This window comes from Micromonospora sp. NPDC005707 (assembly GCF_040631005.1).
Lineage (GTDB): Bacteria > Actinomycetota > Actinomycetes > Mycobacteriales > Micromonosporaceae > Micromonospora.
In genome coordinates, this window is record NZ_JBEXYR010000005.1 from 18467 (window position 1) to 41942 (window position 23476).

20 protein-coding genes are annotated in these 23476 nt (G+C 73.6%); 9 read left to right on the forward strand and 11 right to left on the reverse strand.

From position 1 onward, the window contains the following. Position 1: 1 nt before the first annotated feature. Genes ABZ452_RS10565 through ABZ452_RS10575 form a run of 3 tightly spaced genes read right to left on the reverse strand, consistent with a single transcriptional unit; the run spans position 2 to position 3566 of the window. Positions 2-1336, reverse strand: a complete 1335-nt coding sequence (locus ABZ452_RS10565) for an NAD(P)/FAD-dependent oxidoreductase (RefSeq protein ID WP_357941131.1) — start codon at positions 1334-1336, stop codon at positions 2-4. Continuing rightward, the gene (gene kynU / locus ABZ452_RS10570) at positions 1333-2667 is read right to left on the reverse strand and encodes a kynureninase (RefSeq protein ID WP_357941133.1); all 1335 of its coding nucleotides are present in this window, start codon (positions 2665-2667) and stop codon (positions 1333-1335) included. Before kynU ends, ABZ452_RS10565 begins: the two co-directional genes overlap by 4 nt. Positions 2668-2681: 14 nt before the next feature. Then, on the reverse strand, positions 2682-3566 hold the full coding sequence (locus ABZ452_RS10575; RefSeq protein WP_357941135.1) for a tryptophan 2,3-dioxygenase family protein: 885 nt from the start codon (positions 3564-3566) through the stop codon (positions 2682-2684). Between the two features lie 142 nt (positions 3567-3708). Here ABZ452_RS10575 and ABZ452_RS10580 point away from each other — a divergent pair, with 142 nt between their 5' ends. The 3 genes from ABZ452_RS10580 (at position 3709) to ABZ452_RS10590 (ending at position 5728) form a co-directional block, all read left to right on the forward strand. Further along, entirely contained in the window at positions 3709-4179 is a 471-nt protein-coding gene (locus ABZ452_RS10580) for an Lrp/AsnC family transcriptional regulator (protein WP_357941137.1), read from the forward strand. A 91-nt stretch (positions 4180-4270) separates the two neighbouring features. Further along, entirely contained in the window at positions 4271-4780 is a 510-nt protein-coding gene (locus ABZ452_RS10585; protein WP_357941139.1) for a hypothetical protein, read from the forward strand. Positions 4781-4792: 12 nt separating this feature from the next. Next, complete coding sequence (locus ABZ452_RS10590; protein WP_357941141.1) at positions 4793-5728, forward strand: class F sortase; 936 nt, start codon at positions 4793-4795, stop codon at positions 5726-5728. 7 nt (positions 5729-5735) lie between these two features. Here the strand turns inward: ABZ452_RS10590 and ABZ452_RS10595 are convergent, their stop codons facing one another. Next, on the reverse strand, positions 5736-6275 hold the full coding sequence (locus tag ABZ452_RS10595; RefSeq protein WP_355060238.1) for an HNH endonuclease: 540 nt from the start codon (positions 6273-6275) through the stop codon (positions 5736-5738). A 206-nt stretch (positions 6276-6481) separates the two neighbouring features. On the opposite strand from ABZ452_RS10595, the gene ABZ452_RS10600 reads away from it, so the two are divergent. From ABZ452_RS10600 to ABZ452_RS10610, 3 genes are all read left to right on the forward strand, one after another. Beyond that, positions 6482-7609 (forward strand): mechanosensitive ion channel family protein, encoded by a 1128-nt coding sequence (locus tag ABZ452_RS10600; RefSeq protein ID WP_357941144.1) that lies wholly within the window; start codon positions 6482-6484, stop codon positions 7607-7609. A gap of 249 nt (positions 7610-7858) precedes the next feature. Further along, positions 7859-9244, forward strand: a complete 1386-nt coding sequence (locus tag ABZ452_RS10605; protein ID WP_357941146.1) for an MFS transporter — start codon at positions 7859-7861, stop codon at positions 9242-9244. Between the two features lie 79 nt (positions 9245-9323). After that, positions 9324-9713, forward strand: a complete 390-nt coding sequence (locus ABZ452_RS10610) for a globin (protein WP_357941959.1) — start codon at positions 9324-9326, stop codon at positions 9711-9713. Between the two features lie 40 nt (positions 9714-9753). On the opposite strand, the gene ABZ452_RS10615 is transcribed toward ABZ452_RS10610, so the two are convergent. From ABZ452_RS10615 to ettA, 4 genes are all read right to left on the reverse strand, one after another. Continuing rightward, complete coding sequence (locus tag ABZ452_RS10615) at positions 9754-10338, reverse strand: YbjN domain-containing protein (RefSeq protein WP_357941148.1); 585 nt, start codon at positions 10336-10338, stop codon at positions 9754-9756. A gap of 131 nt (positions 10339-10469) precedes the next feature. After that, complete coding sequence (locus ABZ452_RS10620; protein ID WP_357941150.1) at positions 10470-11138, reverse strand: hypothetical protein; 669 nt, start codon at positions 11136-11138, stop codon at positions 10470-10472. Beyond that, positions 11135-11578, reverse strand: a complete 444-nt coding sequence (locus tag ABZ452_RS10625) for a thioesterase family protein (RefSeq protein WP_357941152.1) — start codon at positions 11576-11578, stop codon at positions 11135-11137. The genes ABZ452_RS10620 and ABZ452_RS10625 overlap by 4 nt, the downstream gene beginning before the upstream one ends. After that, a complete protein-coding gene (gene ettA / locus ABZ452_RS10630) occupies positions 11571-13247 on the reverse strand; it encodes an energy-dependent translational throttle protein EttA (protein WP_357941154.1) in 1677 nt (558 codons plus the stop codon). Before ettA ends, ABZ452_RS10625 begins: the two co-directional genes overlap by 8 nt. A 306-nt stretch (positions 13248-13553) precedes the next feature. Here ettA and ABZ452_RS10635 point away from each other — a divergent pair, with 306 nt between their 5' ends. Then, entirely contained in the window at positions 13554-14954 is a 1401-nt protein-coding gene (locus tag ABZ452_RS10635; RefSeq protein WP_091269672.1) for a trehalose-6-phosphate synthase, read from the forward strand. A gap of 35 nt (positions 14955-14989) precedes the next feature. Continuing rightward, the gene (gene otsB / locus ABZ452_RS10640) at positions 14990-17551 is read left to right on the forward strand and encodes a trehalose-phosphatase (RefSeq protein ID WP_357941961.1); all 2562 of its coding nucleotides are present in this window, start codon (positions 14990-14992) and stop codon (positions 17549-17551) included. A gap of 62 nt (positions 17552-17613) precedes the next feature. On the opposite strand, the gene cobA is transcribed toward otsB, so the two are convergent. The 3 genes from cobA to cobC form a co-directional block, all read right to left on the reverse strand. Beyond that, positions 17614-18891, reverse strand: a complete 1278-nt coding sequence (gene cobA / locus ABZ452_RS10645; RefSeq protein ID WP_357941156.1) for a uroporphyrinogen-III C-methyltransferase — start codon at positions 18889-18891, stop codon at positions 17614-17616. A gap of 124 nt (positions 18892-19015) precedes the next feature. Beyond that, positions 19016-20086, reverse strand: a complete 1071-nt coding sequence (gene cobT, locus ABZ452_RS10650) for a nicotinate-nucleotide--dimethylbenzimidazole phosphoribosyltransferase (RefSeq protein ID WP_357941963.1) — start codon at positions 20084-20086, stop codon at positions 19016-19018. Next, positions 20086-21168 (reverse strand): Rv2231c family pyridoxal phosphate-dependent protein CobC, encoded by a 1083-nt coding sequence (cobC, locus tag ABZ452_RS10655; protein ID WP_357941158.1) that lies wholly within the window; start codon positions 21166-21168, stop codon positions 20086-20088. Before cobC ends, cobT begins: the two co-directional genes overlap by 1 nt. 133 nt (positions 21169-21301) lie before the next feature. Here cobC and ABZ452_RS10660 point away from each other — a divergent pair, with 133 nt between their 5' ends. Next, a complete protein-coding gene (locus ABZ452_RS10660; RefSeq protein ID WP_357941160.1) occupies positions 21302-23434 on the forward strand; it encodes a transglycosylase domain-containing protein in 2133 nt (710 codons plus the stop codon). Positions 23435-23476: the final 42 nt, after the last annotated feature.

A 23476-nucleotide genomic window follows, 5' to 3' on the forward strand; every position in this document is an offset into this window, starting at 1 on the left:
GTCATCCTCGCCTCCCTCGGCCGAGCGCCACGGCCACGCCGGCCAGAGCCGCCACCGCGCCGGCGGCCACCGCACCCACCACCCGGTACTGGCGGCGCACCCGGCGGCGCACCTCGGCGTACGGGGTGGTGGAGAACGAGACCAGCTCGTACTGCGAGACGTAGCGGCCGGGCAGGGCGCGCTCCAGCGCGTGCTCGATCTTCTTGCGGGTCTGGAACACCGGCGAGGCGACCTTGTCCCGCATCTCCACGAAGTTGGTCAGCGCCATCCGGGCGATCGCCTCGGCGTTGGCCTGCCTGCGGTGCTGGAACAGCGGCAGCGCCGACGCCCACTGGTCGCCGCACTCGTCCAGGCAGCGGTCCAGCTCGACCACGTCCTCGAAGGCGCAGTTCGCGCCCTGGCCGTAGAACGGGACGATGGCGTGCGCCGCGTCGCCGAGCAGGCCGACCCTGCCGGCCACCTGCCACGGGGTGCAGCGGACCGTGCCGAGCACCCCGACCGGGTTGTGCTGGTAGTCGTCCACCAGGTTCGGGGCGAGCGGCACGAGGTCCGGGTAGTGGGTGGCGAAGTACGTCTCGATGGCGGCCGGGCTGCCCAGCGAGGCGAAGCTCTGCGTGCCGTGGGTCGGCCAGAACAGCGTGCAGGTGAAGGAGCGGTCCGGGTTGGGCAGCGCGATCATCATCGAGGTGCCGCGCGGCCAGATGTGCAGCGCGCCCGGGTCCAGGGCGAACTCGCCGCCGATCGGCGGGATGGTGAGTTCCTTGTAGCCGTAGTCGAGGAAGTCGAGGCTCTCGCTCACCGCCCCGTACGCCAGCAGTTGCCCGCGCACCGCGGAGCCGGCGCCGTCCGCGCCGAGCACCACCGAGGCGGTCTCGCCGACCTTGCCCTGCGGGGTCTCGAAGGTCATCTCGCCGGTGACCGGGTCGAGCCCGACGAGCCGGTGGTCGAAGGCGATCCGCACGCCGGGCAGCGCGGCGGCGGCGTCGAGCAGCGCGTTGTTCAGCGCGCCCCGGCTGATCGAGTTGATCGCCCGGTCGCCGGAGACGCTGTACGACTGGAACTGCGGCTCACCCTCCACCGGGTGGATCATTCGGCCGCGCATCGGCAGCGCGTCGGCCATGACCTGGCGGTCCAGGCCGATCCGGCGCAGCGCGTCCAGGCCGCGCTCGGAGAGCGCCAGGTTGATCGAGCGGCCCCGCTCGACCTTCCCGGCGCGCGGGTCCGGCCGCCGCTCGTAGAGGGCGACCGGGTAGCCGCGCCGGGCCAGGAAGCAGGCCAGCAGGCAGCCGGCCAGCCCGGCACCGACGACGGCGATCTCCTCGCGTTCCGTGCTCATGAGGCATGCCCGCCTTTCGTTCGCGACTGCGGGGCTCGCAAACCCTGCTCACTCCTCGCGCTCACCGGCACGGTCGCGGCCAGCGCGTCGGCGACCCGCCAGCAGTCGTGGTACGTCGAGTAGAGCGGCACCGGCGCGAAGCGCACGATGTCGGGCTCGCGGGCGTCGGCGATCACGCCGTGCTCGTGCCGCAGCCGCTTGGTCAGCTCGTTGGCGCTGCCCGTGCCGATCCGCACGGAGAGCTGGCAGCCGCGGCGGGCCGGGTCGCGCGGGGTGACCACGGTCAGCGGCCGGTCGGTGGTCACCTCGTCGAGCAGCCGCTCCAGGTAGCCGGTGAGCCGGAGGCTGCGCTCGCGCAGCGCGGGCATGCCGACCGAGTCGAACAGCTCCAGCGAGGTGCGCACCGGGCCCATCGCGAAGATCGGCGGGTTGGAGATCTGCCACGCCTCGACGGTGGCCGGCGGCCGGGACACCGGGGTCATCTCGAACCGGGTGGCCGCCTCGGTGCTCCACCAGCCCTCGAAGCGCGGCAGCTCGGGGTCGCCGAGGTGGCGCTCGTGGACGAAGACGCCGCCCAGCGCGCCGGGCCCGGAGTTCAGGTACTTGTAGGAGCACCAGGCGGCGAAGTCGACGTCCCAGTCGTGCAGGGCCAGGGGCACGTTGCCCGCCGCGTGCGCCAGGTCCCAGCCGACCACCGCGCCGGCGGCCCGCCCGGCGGCGGTGATCGCCGGGATGTCCATGAGCTCGCCGGTCAGGTAGTTGACCCCGCCGAGCAGCAGCAGCGCGACGGTGTGCCCCTCGGCGGCCAGGAAGTCCAGGACGTCCTGGGTCCGCAGGGTGTCCTCGCCGGGCCGCGGCGCGAGCCGGACGACGGCGGTGTCCGGGTCGAGGCCGTGGAAGCGCGCCTGGCTGCGCACCGCGTAGCTGTCCGAGGGGAAGGCGCTGTCCTCGATGACGATGCGGGTCCGCTCGCCGGCCGGCCGGTAGAAGCTCACCATGAGCAGGTGCAGGTTGACCGTGAGGGAGTTCATCACCACGGTCTCCGCGGGGCGCGCGCCGACCAGTCGCGCGGCCGGCGCGGTCAGGAGTTCGTGGTACGGCAGCCAGGGCCGCTCCGCCTCCAGGTGCCCCTCCACGCCCAGCCGCCGCCAGGCGTCCAGGTCGGCGAGGAGTTCCTCCCGGGTGGCCCGGGGCTGCAGGCCCAGCGAGTTGCCGGCCAGGTACGCCACCTCGGGATAGCGGCCGCCCTCGGCCGGCGGCACGAGGAACAGGTGCCGGTGGCCGGGGTCGGCGGCGTCGCGGGCGCGCGCGTCTTCTTCAGGGGTGTGCATGCTGCTCTCTCCGGTCACATCACGGTACGGGCCGACCACAGCTCCGGGAAGACCACCCGGGCCATGCTCCGCTGCAACCAGGCCAGCCCGGCGGAACCGCCGCTGCCGACCTTGGCGCCCATCGAGCGCTGCACCGCCTTGATGTGGTGCCAGCGCCAGTCGCCGAACCCTTCGGCCACCTCGGTCAGCGCCTCGCCGAGCAGGCGCAGGTGGTTGTCGGGGCCACCGTCGGCGTAGATCCGCACCCAGGCCGCCTCGACGGCGGGGTGCGACTCGTGCTCGATCGCCACGTCCCGCTCTAGCAGGTCGGCGGGCAGCTCGAAGCCGCGCCGGGCGAGCAGCGCCACCACGTCGTCCCAGAGGCTCGGCGTGGCCAGCGCGGCGGTCAGCTCGGCGTGCACCTCGGTCTGCCGGCGGAACGGGCGGATCAGCGCCGGGTCGCGCAGGCCGAGCAGGAACTCCAGCTGGCGGTACATGGCCGACTGGAAGCCGGAGCCCTCGCCGAGCCGGTCGCGGAAGCGGTTGAAGTCGGCCGGGGTCATCCAGCGCAGCCCCTGCCAGGCGGCGTTGAGCCCCTCCAGGTGCAGGGCCGCGCGGCGCAGCGGGGGCAGCGCGTCCCAGATCCGGTTGGCCCGCAGCTCGCGCTGGGCGTGCCGCAGCTCGTGGCAGGTCAGCCCGAAGTACAGCTCCATGATCTGGCTGACCATGAGGAAGGACATCTCGCCCGGATCGTCGCTGAGCGGCTGCTGAAGCTGGTGCAGCGTGCTCGCGTGCACGTACGCGTCGTAGGGCACCCGGTCGGCGAACTCCAGGGTGGGTTTGCCACCGTTGCGCGCCGCCCGGGCCGCCCGCTGCTGCGGGGTGGCCGGCCGCACCGCCGTCGTCTGTTCCACCGTCATCTCCCTCCGTACGCCGGGGTAGACGACATGATGCCGCTGGTTGATCCGCAGATGGAATGCCTGTTCGACGGCGCTACGGTGGTCTCACCTGTCGCGCCGAAGGCGTCTTCGGCCCTCGACTTCACGGAAGGAAGGTCACCGCGTGGACGACATGGACTGGGCGCTGCTGCGCGAACTCCAGGCCGACGCCCGACTCTCGTACAGCGAGCTGTCCCGTCGGGTGCACCTGTCCCCGCCAGCCGTGGCCGAGCGGGTGCGGCGGCTGGAGGAGTCCGGGGTGATCACCGGCTACCACGCCCACGTGGACCTGACCCGGGCCGGCCGGACCGTGCTCGCGCTGATCCGGATGTCCTGCTACGGGTCCCGCTGCATCCTGAACGACCCCGCCGTGGCGGACTGGCCGGAGATCATGGAGATCCACCGGATCACCGGCGACGCGTGCAGCATGCTCAAGGTGGCGGCCGGCACCATGGGCGAGTTCGAGGGGGTCATCGACCGGCTCGCCCCGTACGGCCAGCCGTCCAGCACCATGGTGCTCTCCACCCCGCTGGACTGGCACCCGGTCACCCCGCTCCCGCCGCCCGGCGCGTCCCCTACCGGCCGGCGCCGCTGATCCGCCCCGGGTTTGCCCCCAGGTCAGGGGGAATGCATCCCGCGCTGCCCGTCAGCAGGATTCCGGTGCGCCGCACCGGAAGGGGGGAATCATGCGAGGGCTCCTGTCACACCGCGCGCTCTGGGCCGTTCTGGGCCTGCTCGGCCTGGTCGCGGCGTTCGTCCTGACCACCGCGTCGCCGGTCCGCGCCGGGGAGAACGTCTTCGTCGAGGTCACGCCGAACAGCGTCCAGGCCGGCTCCCGGGTGAGCATCCGGGCCAGTTGCGATGACAACAACGACCGGCAGGCCCAGGTCACCTCGGACGCCTTCGGGCGGGTGATGCTCCGGCCGGACAACGGCTTCCTCACCGGAGCGGTCACCATTCCCGGCAACAAGGCGCCCGGTGACTACCCGGTGAACCTGGACTGCTCCAACGGGAAGACGGCCTCCACCATGCTCACCGTGCTGAACATGGCCCAGCCCAGCAAGGGCCCGGCGACCGGCGGCGGGGGCACGGCGGGCGGCCGGGGTCCCGGCTCGCTGCTGCTGGTCGGCGGCCTGGTCGTGGTGGCCGTGGTGGCCGGGGTGGGTGCCCGCCGCAAGACCGGTAGCCGCGTCTGACGAGGTGCGTCCATGGCCCGCTCACCGCGCCGCCACGACCGCACCGGCCGCCGACCGGACCCGCGCCGGGCCGCCGGCGCCGACCGCCGGGGGACCGAGGACACCGCTCGCGCTCCAGAGGACACCGCTCGCGCTCCAGCGGGCCGCCGGGAGCGCCGGGGCCGGCACCGGGCCGGGTCCCGGTTCGGGGCCGGGCTGCGCCTGGTGTCCCGCGCCTCGCGCCGGTTCGCCCGCGTCGCCGGCCACGCCTTCTCCGCCAGCGTCACCACCGCGGACCCGCAGGCCCGCCCGGTGCCGCCGGCACGACAGGCCGCCGGCCGCTGGCGGTACGCCGCCCAGCGCGGTCCCGGCGCCCCGGTGCTGGTGGTCGCGGCGCTCATGGCGCTGATCGTGGCGATGCTCGGGGTGGAACGGTTGACCGGCATCAGCATGCTGCCGGAGCAGCTCACCGCGGGGCTGCGCCCGCCGCCGAAGAAGTTCCCGGTGCTGTCCGGGAGCCCGCCGACGGACCTCACCATCGGCAAGATCGACCTGCGGGCGCCGGTGCACCGGGTCGGCATCGCCCCGGACGGCAGCATCGCGGTGCCGGACGTCGGCCGGGCCGGCGAGGCCGGCTGGTACGAGCAGGGGCCCACCCCCGGGCAGTACGGCCCGGCCGTCATCGTCGGGCACGTCGACACCACCACCGGGCCGGCGGTCTTCCACGACCTCAAGAACCTCGACGACGGCGACCGGATCGAGGTGACCCGGCAGGACCGCTCGGTGGCCGTCTTCGAGGTGACCTCGATCGAGCGGTACGGCAAGGAGCGGCTGCCCGTGCGGGAGGTCTACGGCGACTTCAGCCGGCCCAACCTGCGGTTGATCACCTGCGGCGGCCGCTGGGTGGGCGGCGAGACCGGGTACGCCGACAACCTGGTGGTCTACGCCTCGCTGGTGAAGGCGCGGTGAGCGCCGCTCAGGCCGCCTCGGGCTCCGGCTCGCGCAGGTCGAGCCAGTCCGCCCAGCGCGGGTCGGGCGCCCGGTGGCCGAGCACCCGCCAGGCCGTGCCCTTTGGGGCCGCCGGCAGGTTGTGCAGCCGCCAGCCCAGCTCGGCCGGCGTCTTGTCGCCCTTGGTGTGGTTGCAGCGGGCGCAGGCGGCGACCACGTTCTCCCAGGCGTGCCGGCCGCCCCGGCTGCGCGGGAAGACGTGGTCGATGGTCTCCGCCGGGCCGCGGCAGTAGGCGCAGCGCCAGCCGTCCCGGGCGAAGATCGCCCGGCGGGAGAGCCCGACGTGGGTGCGGTAGGGGACCCGGACGTAGCGGGTCAGCCGGACCACCGAGGGGACCGGGAGCGCGTTGCGCGCGCTGTGCAGGATGCCCTCGCCGTCGGCCACGCAGACGGCCTTGGCGGAGAGCACGAGGATCGCCGCGCGACGCACCGACACGACACACAGGGGCTCATAGGTGGCGTTGAGAACGAGCGCACCGGAGCCCGCCGCGGGTCGTATGTCAGGCATCGCGCTCACCCTCCCGGTCCAGCCGCTCCGGCCACCATGGCGCCGGGCGCGCCCCGCGGGCAGCGGGGAACGACACCGACGCCGGCCGGATCACCGACGTCCGTTGCGCCAATAGTCCCTGATCGCGCCCCGGATTGCACGCACTAATCCGGGGTACCCTCGTGAAGCTTTTTCCGCCCGTGTCAGGATGACCGGTTCCGCCCGGCATGATCGGTCCGCGGCGCCCTCCAGCGGGCCCGGGGCGGGTCGCCAGCGGGCGCCCAGCGGTGTTGCGGTACGAAGGCAGGGTGAGTCTCTCCGACCTGATCGCCACCGTTTTGTCCGCCGTTTCCGACCGGCGCCCGGACTGCCAGGGCAGCAGCTCCTGCGAGTGGGTGTACAAGGTCACCAACTCCGCCTGGTTCGCCGAGAGCAGCTACTGGATCCTGCTGAAGCCGCTGCGGATCGTGCTGATCCTGCTGCTCGCCGTGGCCGCCCGCTGGGCGCTGCACCGCACCATCAACCGGCTGGTCCGGACCACCACCGAGGGCGCGGTGCCCACCATGCTCCGCCCGCTGCGGGAGCGGATCCCCAGCGCCACGCTCGAACCGGAGCAGTTCGTGCCGGAGCGGCGGCGGCAGCGCGCCGAAGCGATCGGCTCGGTGCTGCGCAGCATGGTCACCGCGTTCGTCTTCGGCATCGCCCTGCTCATGGTGCTCAAGGAGTTCAGCTTCGACCTGGCCCCGCTGCTGGCCAGCGCCGGCATCGCCGGTGTGGCCCTCGGCTTCGGCGCGCAGAGCCTGGTCAAGGACCTGATCGCCGGCCTGTTCATGCTGATCGAGGACCAGTACGGCGTCGGGGACACCGTCGACCTGGGTGAGGCGACCGGCGTGGTGGAGGCCGTGGGCCTGCGGGTCACCACGGTCCGGGACGGCCGGGGCGTGCTCTGGTACATCCGCAACGGCGAGATCGTCCGGGTCGGCAACAAGAGCCAGGGCTGGGCCCTGGTCGTGGTCGACCTGCCGATCGGCTTCGCCGGCACCGAGGAGGCCACCGCGGTGCTGCGTACGGCGGCCACCTCGGTGGCGCTGGACCCCGAGCTGGCGCCGCAGATCGTGGAGGAGCCGGAGGTGCTCGGCGTCGAGCAGATGACGGTCGACGGCGCGGTGATCCGTACCGTGGTGAAGACCACCGCGGACGGGCAGTTCGCGGTCGGCCGCGAGCTGCGCCGCCGGCTCGCCGAGGCACTGGAGAACTCGGGCATCACCGCGCGGATCGCGGCGGCCCGGCTCTATGCCGCCCCGCCGACCCGCGCCGCTGGCGGCGGCGAGACGGGCACCGGCGGGGCCACCTGACCCGCGTCGCCGGTCGGCTCGACGGGCCGGACGATTTTCGGGGGTCGCGCACCGCGCGGCCCCTCGGGTATCGTCCGTTCGTTCAGTCGGAGATGTGACGATCAATCCGTTCACCCTAGCTAGTTGTCAGACGATCGGGCAGAATCCGGTGAACACGCTCCCCAAAGGAGCGTGCTGGTGTCCTCGCTGATCCGTAGATCTGACGACGGTTTCCAGGTCGCGCCATCACGAGTGGTCGATCCGGAAACGATGGAGGCGACGGTGTCCGACGAGCGACCCGCCCAGGAGGGGCCGGCCACCTTCCGCGACGTGTTCAGCCTCGCGGAGTTCCGCGTCCTCTTCACGGCGAGCGCTCTGTCCTGGATCGGTGACTACGTCGCGAAGGCCGCGGTAACCGTCCTCGTCTACCGGCAGACCGACTCGGTGGCACTGTCCGCCGCCGCGTTCGCGGCCAGCTACCTGCCCTGGCTGGTCGGCGGCCCGCTGCTCTCCGCGCTCGCCGAGCGCTACCGGTACCGGCAGGTCATGGTGGCCTGCGACGTGGTCCGGATGCTCCTGATGGTGCTGGTCGCCCTGCCCGGGGTGCCGCCCTGGGCGGTCCTCGCCCTGATCTTCGCGGCCACGCTGGCCAACCCGCCGAGCCAGGCCGCCCGGTCCGCGCTGATGCCGCAGATCCTCGCCGGCGACCGGCTGGTGGTCGGCCTGTCGATCTCGGTGAGCAGCGGACAGGCCGCCCAGGTCCTCGGCTACCTGCTCGGCGCGGCGGTGGCCGCGGTCAGCCCGGCCGCCGCGCTGCTGATCAACGCGGCCACCTTCGGCCTCTCCGCGGCGCTGGTCCGCTTCGGCCTGCGGGACCGGCCGCCGGCCATGACCGAGGCGCACCGCAGCCACCTGCTGCGGGAGACCGCGGAGGGGTTCCGGCTCGTCTTCGGCCGCCCGGTGCTGCGCGCCATCGCCGTGCTGGTGTTCAGCGCGATGGTCTTCTCGATCGTCCCCGAAGGGCTCGCCGCGGCCTGGGCCGCCGAGCGGGCCGGGGACGGCATGGACACCGGCACCGCGCAGGCGGTCATCATGGCCGCCAACCCGGTCGGGTACGTGCTCGGCGGGCTCGCCGTCGGGCGGCTCGTCGGCCCGGCCCGCCGGCTGGCCCTGATGCGCCCGCTGGCGGTGATCGCGCCGGCGGTGCTGGTCCCGGCGCTGCTCGACCCGCCGCCGGTCGTGGTGGCGCTCCTCGCCGCCGCGTGCGGTTTCGCGGTGGCGGGGCTCATCCCCGTCGCCAACGGGCTCTTCGTCCAGGCGTTGCCGGAGGGCTACCGGGCCCGCGCGTTCGGCGTGATGGCCAGCGGGACCCAGATCATCCAGGGTGCCGCCGTGCTGGCCACCGGGGCGCTCGCCGAGCGGTTCTCCATTCCCTCCGTGGTCGGCGTGTGGAGTGCCGCCGGCGTGCTGCTCATGGTCCTCGCGGTGCTCACCTGGCCGCGCCCGGCGACCGTACAGGCGGCTGTCGATTCCGCCCGGGCGGAATCCGCCGCCACGGCGGCCCCCGACGGGCGGAGCGGGCACACCCCGGGCCGCGGGGCGGCGGCGGGCGACCGGTCCGGCGAGCGCGGCCGGCGCCGGCACGCGGTGACCTGACTCCCGCCGGCAGGTGGGCGTGGGCCGTCCCCGGGCGGCACCTGGCAGGATGGGTGGCGTGACTTCCCCAGGCGAGTCGATGACCCTCTTCGAGGCGATCGGCGGCGAACCCACCTTCCGCAAGCTGGTGGACGAGTTCTACGCCGGTGTCGCCACCGACCCGCTGCTGCGGCCGATGTACCCGGAGGAGGACCTCGGCCCGGCGGCCGACCGGCTGACCCTCTTCCTCATCCAGTACTGGGGCGGCCCGCACAACTACTCGGAGCAGCGCGGCCACCCACGGCTGCGGATGCGGCACGCCCCGTTCCGGATCGGCGCCGTCGAGCGGGACGCCTGGCTGCGCCACATGCGCCGGGCGGTCGACCGGCTCGACCTGCCGCCGCAGCTCGCCGCCGCGCTCTGGGACTACCTGGAGCGGGCCGCCTATTTCATGGTGAACGTGATGGAGGACCCGGCGGCCGAGGGCTGACCGGGGGCGGTGGGCGGGCCGTGACGGCCGCCCGGAGCAGTCAGAGCAGGGCGCCCTCGTCGTGCAGCCAGTCGACGAAGGTGGTGGCCACCGCCGCGCCGCAGTCGAGCATCTCGACCAGCAGCGCGTCGTGGGTGCCGGCGCCGAGCGGGACCTGGAGCTCCGCGTAGATGGGCAGCTGGCCGCGCTCGGTCGGGTCGCCGATGTAGGCCTTGCAGAACCGCCGGGTGTGGTTCCACTCGTTGACCACCCGGTAGGCGCGGTCGGCCCAGTCCGGCGGGACCGTCGCGTGCGGCCGGGCCCGCATCACCAGGATCTCGTCCTCGGGGCCCTCCAGGGTGACCAGCACCGCGTGCCGCTCCCACATGGCCAGCAGGTTCCCGTCGCCGTCGGCCAGGTAGCGCACGTCGAGCAGGTCGAGCGCGTCGCAGACCCGGCGGAGGGTGACCGGGGCGACGGTTGCCGGCATGTCGGCGATCACGGGCCGCTCGGCGGCCGCCGCGTCGTCCGCCGGCTGACGGGGGGTCGGTGGTCCGACCCGGACGGTGTCATCCACTGTGATCCCGCTTCGAGTTTCCGGGTCGCCGCCTCCGGCGGCACCTGGGCGCCATGACCACCACGGCATCGCTCGCGCACCTCACTCCCCAGCGGATCCAGCCGCCTACGGTGCGTTGGATCCGAGGATGGACGGTACCCGGACAGCCGGCAGGAGGCATCCCCCCAACGGTCGCCCCAAACCGGAAGAATGACCATGGGTCATCCGTTCGGATGAACTCCGATGGGCCTCAGTGCGAGGTCCGCGACCTTCCGCGACCAGGCCGCTCCGTACGGTCCGACGAGGCCGACCCAACGGCCGGCGACACGCACCTGAACGTCGCCGGCGCCGAGGAAGCCCATCCGGACCAGCCCCTGCACCAGCCGTTGCGGCACCTCCACCGGGGCGTCCGGCGCCTCGTCCGGGGTCACCACCACCGCGACGTGGTCCAGCAGCGCGTCCCGCAGCGCCCGCTGGCCCACCGCCCGGCCCGCCACGCCGTGGGTGGCCGCCTCGCGCAGCGTCCCGGCCGCCGCGGCGGCGATCCGCTGGACCTCGGCGGCGGGCAGCGCCTCCACCGCCCGGCTGGCAGCCGGGGGCAGCGGCCAGCGCCACCCGTCGTCCCGGCGCCGGGGCAGCGCGTCGCCACCCGCCGACAGCTCCGCCAGCAGCTCCCCCGCCGCCACCGTGGCGTCGCCCGGCGCCGTGCCGGAGACGGTCCGGACCACGAGCACGTCCCACGGCAGCCGGGCCCACAGGGCGGTGTGCCCGGTTTCCGGCACCGGCCGGAGCCGGACCAGGGTGCCCGGGTCCAGCCGGACGAGGCGGGCCAGGAACGCGCCCGCGTCGGGCACCCCGTCCAGCCCGTGCCGTGCGGCCGGCGTGGTCATGCCGCGAGCCCGGGCGCGTACCGGAGCAGGAAGGCCCGCTCCTCCGGGGAGATCCGGCGGGGCCGCTGCGCGGCCAGGTCGAACGGGACCAGGACCGAGCGGGCCCGGCTGGCCAGCACGTCGCGGTCGTAGAGCTCGTAGGCGACGGTGAAGGACGCCGCCCGGATCTCCTCCACCCACAGCTCGATCCGGACCGTGGGGGCCGCGTCCGCGGTGGCCCGGCCCAGCGCGTAGTCGACCGGGCGCAGGTAGTCGACCTCGTGCCGGCGGATGACCACCCCGTCGGCGAACGAGCCCACTCCCCACGCCCGGCCGCCCGCGAACATCATCGCCACCCGGGCCTCCTCGTAGAGCGTGAGGAAGCGCGAGTTGTTGACGTGGCCGTACGCGTCCAGGTCGGACCAGCGCAGCGCGCAGTCGTAGACGAACCGGTCAGTCACGGGTGAGCTTGCGGTACGTCACCCGGTGCGGCCGGGCGGCCTCCGCGCCGAGTCGGTCGATCTTGTTCTTCTCGTACGCCTCGAAGTTGCCCTCGAACCAGAACCACCGCGCCGGGTTCTGGTCGTCGCCCTCCCAGGCCAGGATGTGCGTGGCGACCCGGTCGAGGAACATCCGGTCGTGGGAGATGACCACGGCGCAGCCGGGGAACTCCAGCAGCGCGTTCTCCAGGCTGCCGAGCGTCTCGACGTCGAGGTCGTTGGTCGGCTCGTCGAGCAGGATCACGTTGCCGCCGATCTTGAGGGTCAGCGCCAGGTTGAGCCGGTTGCGCTCGCCGCCGGAGAGCACCTTGGTCGGCTTCTGCTGGTCCGGACCCTTGAAGCCGAACGCCGCGATGTACGCCCGGGACGGCATCTCGACCTTGCCCACGAGGAGGTGGTCCAGCCCGTCGGAGACCGTCTCCCAGACCGTCTTGTCCCCGGCCAGGCCGGCCCGGCTCTGGTCGACGTACGACAGGGAGACCGTCTCGCCGACCCGGACCGAGCCGCCGGTCGGCTCCTCCAGGCCCACGATGGTCTTGAACAGGGTGGTCTTGCCGACGCCGTTCGGGCCGATCACGCCGACGATGCCGTTGCGCGGCAGCGAGAAGCTGAGGTTGTCGATCAGCACCCGGTCGCCGAACGCCTTGACGAGATCCTTGGCCTCGATCACGGTGCTGCCCAGGCGCGGGCCCGGCGGGATCTGGATCTCCTCGAAGTCCAGCTTGCGGGTCTGCTCGGCGGCGGTGGCCATCTCCTCGTAGCGGTCGAGGCGGGCCTTGGACTTGGTCTGCCGGGCCTTGGCGTTCGAGCGGACCCATTCGAGCTCGTCGTCGAGGCGCTTCTTCATCTTGGCGTCGCGCCGGCCCTCGACCGCCATGCGGGCGGCCTTCTTCTCCAGGTAGGTGGAGTAGTTGCCCTCGTACGGGTAGGCCCGGCCGCGGTCCAGCTCCAGGATCCAGTTGGCCACGTTGTCGAGGAAGTACCGGTCGTGGGTGATGGCGATCACCGTGCCGGCGTACTTGGCCAGGTGCTGCTCCAGCCACTGCACGCTCTCCGCGTCCAGGTGGTTGGTGGGCTCGTCGAGCAGCAGCAGGTCCGGCGCCTCCAGCAGCAGCTTGCACAGCGCCACCCGGCGGCGCTCACCGCCGGAGAGCTGGATCACGTCGGCGTCCGGCGGGGGGCAGCGCAGCGCGTCCATGGCCAGTTCGAGCTTGGAGTCGACGTCCCAGGCGTCGGCGTGGTCGAGCTCCTCCTGGAGCTTGCCCATCTCCTCCATCAGCTCGTCGGTGTAGTCGGTCGCCATCTGCTCGGCGATCTTGTTGAACCGCTCGAGCTTGGCCTTGGTCTCCGCGACCGCCTCCTCGATGTTGCCGAGGACGGTCTTGGCGTCGTTGAGCGCCGGCTCCTGGGCCAGCATGCCGACGGTGTAGCCGGGCATGAGCCGGGCCTCGCCGTTGCTCGGCTGGTCCCAACCTGCCATGATCTTGAGGAGGCTGGACTTACCGGCGCCGTTCGGGCCGACCACACCGATCTTGGCCCCCGGCAGGAAGTTCAGCGTCACGTTGTCGAGCACGACCTTGTCGCCGTGCGCCTTGCGCGCCTTTTCCAGGACGTAGATGAACTGGGCCACGGTGCGGGCTACCTCCGTCGGTTGCGATCGCGAGCTGCGGGCGCGGGCGCGGGCTTCGAGGTCCGCCCGCCGCCGCCGGCCGGGCCGGCCGCGCGCACGCCATCGTCAATCCTGACAGGTACGGCCCGCTCCGCCCACATCGCCCCGCCCCCGAGGACGCGGCGCGCCGCCGCTGTCGACAAGATCACGATGTGGGTTCGGCGCTTCCGGGACGGGTAGGGAACTCCGGCACGGGGCAACAGAGGCCGCAGCTACGCTCAGTACGCTCAGCGCGGTGGACCCGTCAGCAACCGGAGGTGGCCGATCGTGACCGTCCGTAGCTCCTTTGTCGTTGTGGCGAACCGACTGCCGGTCGACGAGGTGAGCACACCCGAAGGGCGGCAGTGGCGACGCAGCCCGGGCGGCCTGGTGACCGCGCTGCACCCGGTCCTCGCCGAGCACCAGGGCACCTGGGTGGGCTGGGCCGGCGGCACCGGCGCCGCCCCCGAGCCCTTCGACCTGGAGGGGATCCGGCTGCACCCGGTGCCGCTGAGCGCCGAGGAGCTGGAGCGCTACTACGAGGGGCAGTCCAACGCGACGATCTGGCCGCTCTACCACGACGCGGTCGAGACCCCGGCCTACAAGCGGCGCTGGCGCGAGGCGTACCGGTTGGTCAACGCCCGGTTCGCGGAGGCCGCGGCGGACGTGGCGGCCGAGGGCGCCACGGTCTGGGTGCAGGACTACCAGCTCCAGCTCGTGCCGGCGATGCTCCGCGAGCTGCGGCCGGACCTGCGGATCGGGTTCTTCCTGCACATCCCGTTCCCGCCGATCGAGCTGTTCATGCAGATGCCGTTCCGCACCGAGATCCTGCGCGGGCTGCTCGGCGCCGACCTGGTCGGCTTCCAGCAGCGGCTGGCGGCGCAGAACTTCGTCCGGCTGGCCCGGCACCTGCTCGGCCTCCGCTACGAGGGGCAGATGATCCAGGTCGACGGCCGGCAGGTGAAGGCCGGTGCGTTCCCCATCTCGATCGACACCCGCGAGATGGAGCGGCTGGCCGAGGACCCGGCGATCCAGGCCCGGGCCAAGCAGATCCGCGAGGAGCTGGGCAACCCGAAGACGATCATCCTGGGGGTCGACCGGCTCGACTACACCAAGGGCATCGAGCTCCGGCTGAAGGCCTTCCGCGAACTCCTCGCTGACGGAAAGTTGACAGTCCCCGACGCGGTCATGGTGCAGGTCGCCACCCCGAGCCGCGAGCGCGTGGAGCACTACCAGGCACTTCGGGTGAAGGTCGAGCGCGAGGTCGGCCGGATTAATGGCGAATTCGGACGGGTCGGCGTGCCGGCGGTGCATTATCTGCATCAGTCGTACAGTCGCTCCGAACTTGCCGCGATGTACGTCGCGGCAGACGTGATGATGGTGACCCCGCTGCGAGACGGAATGAATCTGGTGGCCAAGGAGTACGTCGCATCGCGCGCCGACCAGGGCGGCGCGCTCGTGCTCAGTGAGTTCGCCGGCGCCGCCACCGAGCTGCGCCAGGCCTTCCTGTGCAACCCGCACGACCCCGACGCGGTCAAGGACGCGCTGCTGCGCGCCGTGCACGTCGAGAAACCCGAGGCCCGCCGCCGGATGCGGATAATGCAACGCCACCTGCGCAGCCACGACGTCGGCCACTGGGCCAAGTCCTTCCTGACCGAACTCGGCGTGCCCGATGCGGAGGCTGCGTGAGCCCGAACGCCACCACCACTCCGCCCGGCGGGGTGATGGATCCCGAGCTGCGCGCCGCCATCGGCCGGATCGCCCGGGTCCCCCAGCTCCTGGTCGCCTGCGACTACGACGGCACCCTCGCGCCGATCGTCGAGGACCCGAGCAAGGCCGTGCCGCTGCCCGAGTCGGTGGCCGCGGTCCGTGCCCTGGCGTCCCTGCCGCAGACCAGCGTCGCGGTGGTCTCCGGCCGCGCGCTGCGCGACCTGGCCACGCTCTCCCGGCTGCCCAGCGAGGTGCACCTGGTCGGCAGCCACGGCTCCGAGTTCGACATCGGCTTCGTGGAGCGGCTCACCCCGGAGCTGATCGCGGTCCGGCACCGGCTCCGCAACGAGCTGCGCGAGATCGCCGCGGCCCACCCGGGCATCCGCCTGGAACGCAAGCCGGCCAGCGTCGCCGTGCACACCCGCGGGGTCGACCCGCAGGTCGCGGCCGCGGCCATCGAGGCGGTCCGCAGCGGCCCCGCCACCTGGGAGGACGTCACCGTCACCCAGGGCAAGGAGGTCATCGAGCTGTCGGTGGTGGCGACCCACAAGGGCACCGCGGTCGACCAGCTCCGCACCCAGCTCGCGGCCAGCGCGGTGCTGTTCATCGGCGACGACGTCACCGACGAGAACGCCTTCGGCAACCTGCACGGGCCGGACGTCGGCATCAAGATCGGTCCGGGTGACACCCGGGCCGACTACCGGGTGGCCGAGCCGATCGAGGCGGCCCGGGCGCTGGGCCTGCTGCTGGAGACCCGGCGGCACTGGCTGTTCGGCGAGCGGGCGGTGCCGATCGAGCGGCACTCGATGCTGGCCAACGGCCGTACCGTCGCGCTGCTCACCCCCGAAGCCAAGATCACCTGGCTGTGCCACCCGAAGCCGGACTCGGCGGCGATCTTCGCCGACCTCGTCGGCGGCAGCCCGGCCGGGCACTTCACGGTCGGCCCGCAGCGGGGCGGCATCCCGCTGGGCCAGCGCTACCGCAGCAACACCATGACCGTGGAGACCCGCTGGTCCGGCCTCACCGTGACCGACTGGCTGGACCTGCCGGCGAAGGAGACCACACCGGACGGCCCGGTGGTCGTCACCGGCGACTCGACCCTGGTCCGGGTGCTCAGCGGCACCGGGCGGGCCCGGATCGAGTTCGCCCCGCGCCCCGAGTTCGGCCAGGTGGCCGTGCAGCTCCAGCCGCTGGACGACGGACTGCTGGTGCTCGGCTCCAACGAGCCGGTGGCCCTCTACTCGCCGGGCGTCGAGTGGGAGGTCACCAGCGACGCCGGCTACGAGACCGCCAAGGCCGTGGTGGACCTGTCGGCCGCTGGCGGCCAGGTGGTGCTGGAGCTGCGCTTCGGCACGCAGAGCCTGGAACACCACCGGGTGCCGATCCACGAGCGGCAGGCCGCCGCCGAGCAGCCCTGGAAGGACTGGGTGGCCTCGCTGCGGCTGCCCGCCAGCGCCCGGGACCTGGTGGCCCGCAGCGCGCTCACCCTGCGCGGGCTCTGCCACGAGCCGACCGGCTCGATCCTCGCCGCGGCGACCACCTCGCTCCCCGAGGAGCTGGGCGGCGTCCGCAACTGGGACTACCGCTACTGCTGGCTGCGGGACGCGGCCATGTCCGCCCGCGCGCTGGTCGACCTCGGCTCCACCGAGGAGGCCGAGGGCCTGCTGCGCTGGGTCGACGGCGTCATCGACCGCACCGGCGGGCACCCGGAACGGCTGCACCCGCTCTACACGGTCGACGGCTACGAGCTGGGCGCCGAGGCGGTCATCGACACCCTGCCCGGCTACGCCGGCTCCCGGCCGGTCCGGGTCGGCAACCTCGCCAACCACCAGCTCCAGCTCGACGTCTTCGGCCCGGTCGCCGACCTGATCGCCGCGGTGGCCGACGCCCGGGGCTCGGTGCGCGACGACGAGTGGCGGGTGCTGGAGAACATGGTCGAGGCGGTCCGCCGCCGCTGGCACGAGCCCGACCACGGCATCTGGGAGGCCCGCCTCCCGCCCCGGCACCACGTTTTCTCCAAGGTCATGCTCTGGATGACCGTCGACCGGGCGCTGCACGTGGTGCGGCAGCACGGCGGCGAGGACCGGCCGGAGTGGGTCGAGCTGCGCGACCGGATCGCCGACAACGTGCTGGAGCACGGCTGGCACCCGGAGGCGGAGGCCTACAGCGTCGCCTACGGCTACGAGGAGATGGACGCCTCGTCGCTCTGGATCGGCATCTCGGGGCTGCTCGCCGGGGACGACCCGCGCTTCCTGTCCACGGTGCTGAAGATCGAGGCGGAGCTGCGCAGCGGCCCGGTCGTCTACCGCTACCACTGGGACGACGGCCTGCCCGGCCGGGAGGGCGGCTTCCACATCTGCACGGCGTGGCTCATCGAGGCGTACCTGCGCACCGGCCGGCGCACCGACGCGGAGGAGCTGTTCGTCCAGATGGTCGACACGGCCGGGCCGACCGGGCTGCTCCCCGAGCAGTACGACCCGCTCGCCGAGCGCGGGCTGGGCAACCACCCGCAGGCGTACAGCCACCTCGGGCTGATCCGTTGCGCCCTGTTGCTGGACAACATGCTCAAGCAGTGACCTGACCGGCCACGACGGCGGCCCGGGACCGACTGGTCCCGGGCCGCCTGCTTGCCGGTGGGTCAGGTGTCGAGGGTCCCGACCACGTCGCCGACCACGACGATGGCGGGTGGGCGGAGACCCGCGGACTCGACGTCGGCGGCCACCGCGCCGAGGGTCGAGCGGAGGGCCCGCTGCCCGCTGGTGGTGCCCTCCTGGATCACCGCGGCCGGGGTGTGCGCGGGCCGGCCGTGCGCCACGAGGGTGGCGCTGATCGCCGCGAGGTTCCGCAGGCCCATGAGGATCACCAGCGTGCCGCGCAGGCCGGCGAGGGACTCCCACCGGACCAGGGAGTCGGGCGAGTCGGGCGCGACGTGCCCGGAGACGACGGTGAACTCGTGCGCCACCGCGCGGTGGGTGACCGGCACCCCGGCCGCGGCGGGCACCGAGATCGCGCTGGTCACCCCGGGCACCACGGTCACCGGCACCCCCGCCTCGGCGCAGGCCAGCAGCTCCTCGCCGCCCCGGCCGAAGACGTACGGGTCGCCGCCCTTGAGCCGGACCACGACCTTCCCGGCCCGGGCGCGGTCGACCAGGATCCGGTTGATCTCCTCCTGGGCCCGGGCCGGCCCGTACGGGATCTTGGAGGCGTCGACCAGCTCGACGTCGGCACGCAGCTCGTCGAGGAGCAGACCGGGGACGAGCCGGTCGGCGACCACCACCTCGGCCTCGGTGAGCAGCCGCCAGCCCTTCACGGTGATCAGCTCGGGGTCGCCCGGCCCCGCGCCCACCAACGCCACCCGGCCCACCGACGGCGCGACCGCGGCGGCCTCGGACCCGCCGGCGCCCGGCACGGCCGGCCGAGCCGGCGCGGCAGCGGCGCCCAGCTCAGCGGTCGGCTGCCCGGCGCGGGCGGCCAGCAGTTCGCGGACCGCGTCGCGGACGCTCATGGCGCGGCGGGGGTCACCGCCGCCCAGCACGGCCACGGTGACCGGGCCGTGCCGGGTCACCGCCGGGGTCCACGCGGTGGCGGCGGCCCGATCGTCGGCGCGGACGCAGAAGACGCGGCGCTCGGCGGCGGCGGCGCTCACCGCGGCCGCGGCGACCCGGTCGTCCACGGCGACCTGGACCAGCCAGGCGCCGTCCAGGTCGCCGGGGGCGAACCGGCGCGGCTCCCAGCGCAGCCGGCCGGCGTCCACGTGCGCCCGCAGCGCCGGGGTCAGCTCCGGCGCCACCAGCAGGACGTCCGCGCCGGCGTCGAGCAGCGCGGGCACCCGCCGGGTGGCCACCGCTCCCCCGCCGACCACGACCACCCGCCGGCCGGCCAGCCGCAACCCGAGGGGGTACGGGTTGCCGCTCACGTGACCGCCTCCCCGCCGGACCGGGCCCGCCGCGCCATCCGCCCGGCACCGCCCCGACGCGGCACGCTGAGCCCTCCTGTCGGCGCACCACGACGCGGCACGCTGGCCCGCGGGCTGCGCGCGCTCACTTCTCGGCCACTCCCGCCGAGTCGAAGGTGGCGACCTCGTGCAGCACCCGGACGGCGCCGGTGACGACGGGGAGCGCGAGCAGCGCCCCGGTGCCCTCGCCGAGCCGCAGCCCGAGGTCGATCAGCGGGTCCAGGCCGAGGTGCCGCAGCGCGGCCGTGGCGCCCGGCTCGGCCGAGCGGTGCCCGGCGACCATGGCCCCGACGGCGTCGGGCGCGAACGCGGCGGCCGCCAGGGCGGCGCTGACCGCGATGACGCCGTCCAGCAGCACCGGCACCCGGCGCGCGGCGGCGCCGAGGACCAGCCCGGCCAGCGCGGCGTGCTCCAGGCCGCCGACCGTGGCCAGCACCCCGAGCGGGTCGGCGGGGTCGGGCGCGTGCCGGTCCAGCGCGGCCCGCACCACGCCGACCTTGCGGGCGTACGTCTCGTCGTCCACCCCGGTGCCCCGCCCGGTCGCCGCCGCCGGGTCCACCCCGGTGAACGCGGCGATCAGCGCGGCGGCCGGGGTGGTGTTGCCGATGCCCATGTCACCGGTGAGCAGGATGCCCGCCCCGGCGTCGACAAGTTCCCCGGCGACCCGGATGCCGGTCTCCACGGCCGCGCGCGCCTCGTCGCGGGTGAGCGCGGCGGTGACCGTCAGGTCCCGGGTGCCGGGCCGCACGTTCGCCGCGATCAGGCGGGGGCCGGCGGGGTCGGCGGCGGGGTCGGCCGGGAACGGGGTGGCCACGCCGACGTCCACCACGGTGACCGAGGCGCCGGCCTGCCGGGCGAACGCGTTGACCACCGCGCCGCCGGCCAGGAAGTTGCCGATCATCTGGGCGGTGACCTCCTGCGGCCACGGGGTGACGCCCTGGGCGTGCACGCCGTGGTCGCCCGCGAAGATCGCCACCGCGGCCGGCTCGGGCAGCGGCGGCGGGCAGGTCCCGGCGAGGCCGGCGAGGCGTACGGAGAGCGGCTCCAGGGCGCCGAGCGAACCGGCGGGCTTGGTCAGCCGGCCCTGGAGTTCGCGGGCCGCCGCCATGGCGGCCTCGTCGAGCGGCCGGATCGCCGCGACGGTGGACTCCAACATCATGCCTCCAGGATCTCCGCCAGCACGTCCGTGAAGGCGTCGGTCGTCGCCGGATCACGCACCGCGATCCGCAGCCAGTCCGGGCCCAGCCCGGGGAAGGTGTCGCCGCGGCGCACGGCCCAGCCACGCTCGCGCAGCCGCTCGCGGACCTCGGCGGCACCGGCCAGGTGGACCAGGACGAAGGCGCTGGCGGGGCGGCCGACGACGCGTACCCCCGGCAGGCCGGACAGGCGGGCCACCAGGTGGTCGCGGTCGGCGGCGAGCCCGGCGGCGATTTCGCGCTCGGCCGCGGCGGCGGCGGGGGACGCGCAGGCGGTCGCGGCGGCGAGCGCCGGGGTGGAGACCGCCCAGAGCGGCTGGGCGGCGGCGAGCCGGGCGAGCAGCGCGGGGTCGCCGAGCAGGTAGCCGATGCGCAGCCCGGCCAGTCCCCACGTCTTGGTGAGGCTGCGGACCACCAGGAGGCCGGGCAGGTCGCGGCGGGCGGCGAGCGACTCGGGCTCGCCCTCGACGCCGGGGGCCGCCGTGGTGTCGGCGAACGCCTCGTCGACCACCAGCACCCGGCCGGGGCGGGCCAGCGCGGCGAGCGCCCCGGCGGGGTGCAGCACGGAGGTGGGGTTGGTGGGGTTGCCGAGCAGCACCAGGTCGGCGTCGGCGGGCACCCGGGCCGGGTCCAGCCGGAAGTCGTCGCCCGCGTCGAGCAGCACCCGTTCGACGGTGTGGCCGGCGGCCCGCAGGGCGGCCTCCGGCTCGGTGAACTGCGGGTGCACCACCACCGGCCGCCGGGCCTCGCGCAGCGCCCGGGCGATCAGCACGAAACCCTCGGCGGCGCCGGCGGTGAGGAGTACCTCCTCCGGGGGACGCCCGTGTCGGGCGGCGACGGCGGCCCGGGCGGGGCCGGGATCCGGGTACGCGGCCAGCGCGCCCATCGCGGCGACCAGCGGGTCGGCCAGCCACTCCGGCATGGGGGCGCGTCGGACATTGACCGCCAGGTCCACCAGACCCGGCGTGGCCTCGGCGTCCCCGTGGTGGCCGAGGTCGGGCTCGGCCGCCGCGGCGGCGGTCCCGATCAGCTGAGCACGCATGTCCGCGATCCTGCCGGGAAGCCGCCGCCCGGGACAGCGCATCCCGGCGTGGGCCGCGTCACCACCGCTGAACCCCCTCGCCCGTTTATGAATTCTTCTCATTTCCGAATCGGAAATGTCATAGCTTGACCATGTGAGCAACCGACCCCTTGCCTCCGCTGGTCGTGCCGTGCCCCTCCTCCGCGCCGGACTCATCGCCGGCATCGTGGTCGCCGCCGCGGCCTATCCGCTGGCCGCCGTCACCGGCATCGGGGCCAAGGCCACCGCACACGCAGTGGAGCAGAAGACGAACATCCTCAAGACCGCGCTGCCCGCCGAGACCTCGTACCTGTACGCGCCGGACGGCAAGACCGTGCTGACGATGTTCTACGAGGAGTACCGGCAGTACACCAAGATCGACGAGATGTCGCCGAACATCCAGCAGGCGATCGTCGCCGCCGAGGACAACCGCTTCTACCAGCACCACGGCGTCGACCCGAAGGGCGTGGCCCGCGCCTTCGTGTCCAACGCCCGGTCCGGCGGCGTCTCCCAGGGCGCCTCGACGATCACGATGCAGTACGTCCGGATGGCCCTGCGGGACAGCGCGAAGACGCCGAAGGAGGTCCAGGAGGCCACCCAGCAGACCAGCCTGCGCAAGGTCAAGGAGATGCGCATGGCGCTGGACATCGAGAAGCACGTCAGCAAGGAGCAGATCCTCGAGCGCTATCTCAACTCGGCCTACTTCGGCCACCGGGCGTACGGGATCTACGCGGCCTCGCAGATCTTCTTCTCCAAGACCCCGGCCACCCTCACCCCGGTCGAGGCGGCCACCCTCGCCGGCCTGGTCAAGTCCCCCTCGGAGTACGACCCGATCACCTCCGACCAGAAGGACGCCACCGCCCGGCGCAACTACGTGCTCGACAACATGAGCCGCCTCGGCTATCTCTCGCCGGACGCGGCGGCGGCGGCGAAGGCCGAGCCGATCAAGCTGCGGCTCACCGACCCGCCGAACGACTGCGCCTCGATCAACAACCAGTACCGCACCTGGGGCTTCGCCTGCGACTACCTGAAGAACTGGTGGAGCGCGCAGCCCGCGTTCGGGGAGAACCGGCTCGAACGGATGGACAAGCTGCGCCGCGGCGGTTATCGCATCGTGCTCGCCCTCGACCCGAAGATCCAGGCGGCGGCGGAGAAGAACGTGGGCGCGAAGGACGGCACGGGCAGCCCGTTCGCCAACGGCATCGTGGTCGCCGAGCCGGGCACCGGTCGGATCAAGGCGATGGCGGTGAACCGGAACTATTCGCTCGACCTGAGCGAGAACCCGAACAGTTCCAACCCGGAGGCCGGCCCGAACATCAAGGCGAACTATCCGAACACGGTCGCGCCGCTGCTCGGCGGGGGCACCCTCCCCGGGTACCAGGCCGGATCGACGTTCAAGATGTTCACGATGCTCGCCGCCCTCAACTCCGGGACGAAGCTCTCCGACACCATCAACTCGCCGTACCGCTACCAGTCCAAGGTCTACGACGGGTGGGCGCCCTCGAACGCCAGCGGCGCGATGACCGGCGTGCAGACCATGTGGTCCGGCTTCGGCAAGTCGGTGAACACCTTCTTCGTACAGCTGGAGGAGCAGGTCGGCGCGGAGAAGGGAGTACGCCTGGCCGAGCAGCTCGGGCTGCGCTGGCGTACCGATGTGGACCGCGAGCACGCCGCGCCGGACAAGGCGAACAAGTGGGGCGCCTTCACCCTGGGCGTCTCCGACGCCACCCCGCTGGAGGTGGCGAACGCGTACGCCGCGGTCGCGGCCGACGGCCGGTACTGCGAGGCGATCCCGGTCAACTCGATCATGAACCGGGACGGCACGCCGGCCACGTACCGCACTCCGGGCGGGGTCCAGCGGGAGGTCGCCAAGCCGCGCTGCCGGCAGGTGGTGAGCGCCGACGCGGCCCGGGCGGCCACCGACGCGGCCCGCTGCCCGACCGGCGACACCCCGGCCAAGGGGGGCTGCGGCGGCTGGTCGACCGCGGACAGCGTGCGGGGCACGGTCGGCCGCCCGGTCGCCGGCAAGACGGGTACCACCGACAGCACCCGGTCCGCCTGGTTCGCCGGCTACACCCCGGAACTGGCCGCGGCGAGCTTCATCGCCGACCCGGACAACCCGTTCAACGCGGTGGGTGACGGGTTGTCCCAGGTGCCGGTCAACGCGGTGGCGATGACCCTGCGCGACGCCCTGAAGGGCCAACCCACCCGCCAGTTCACCCCACCGTCCGACCAGATAGTCGGCTGACCCTCCCCGAACCGCCCGGGGGTGCGCCCGGGCCAGTTGATC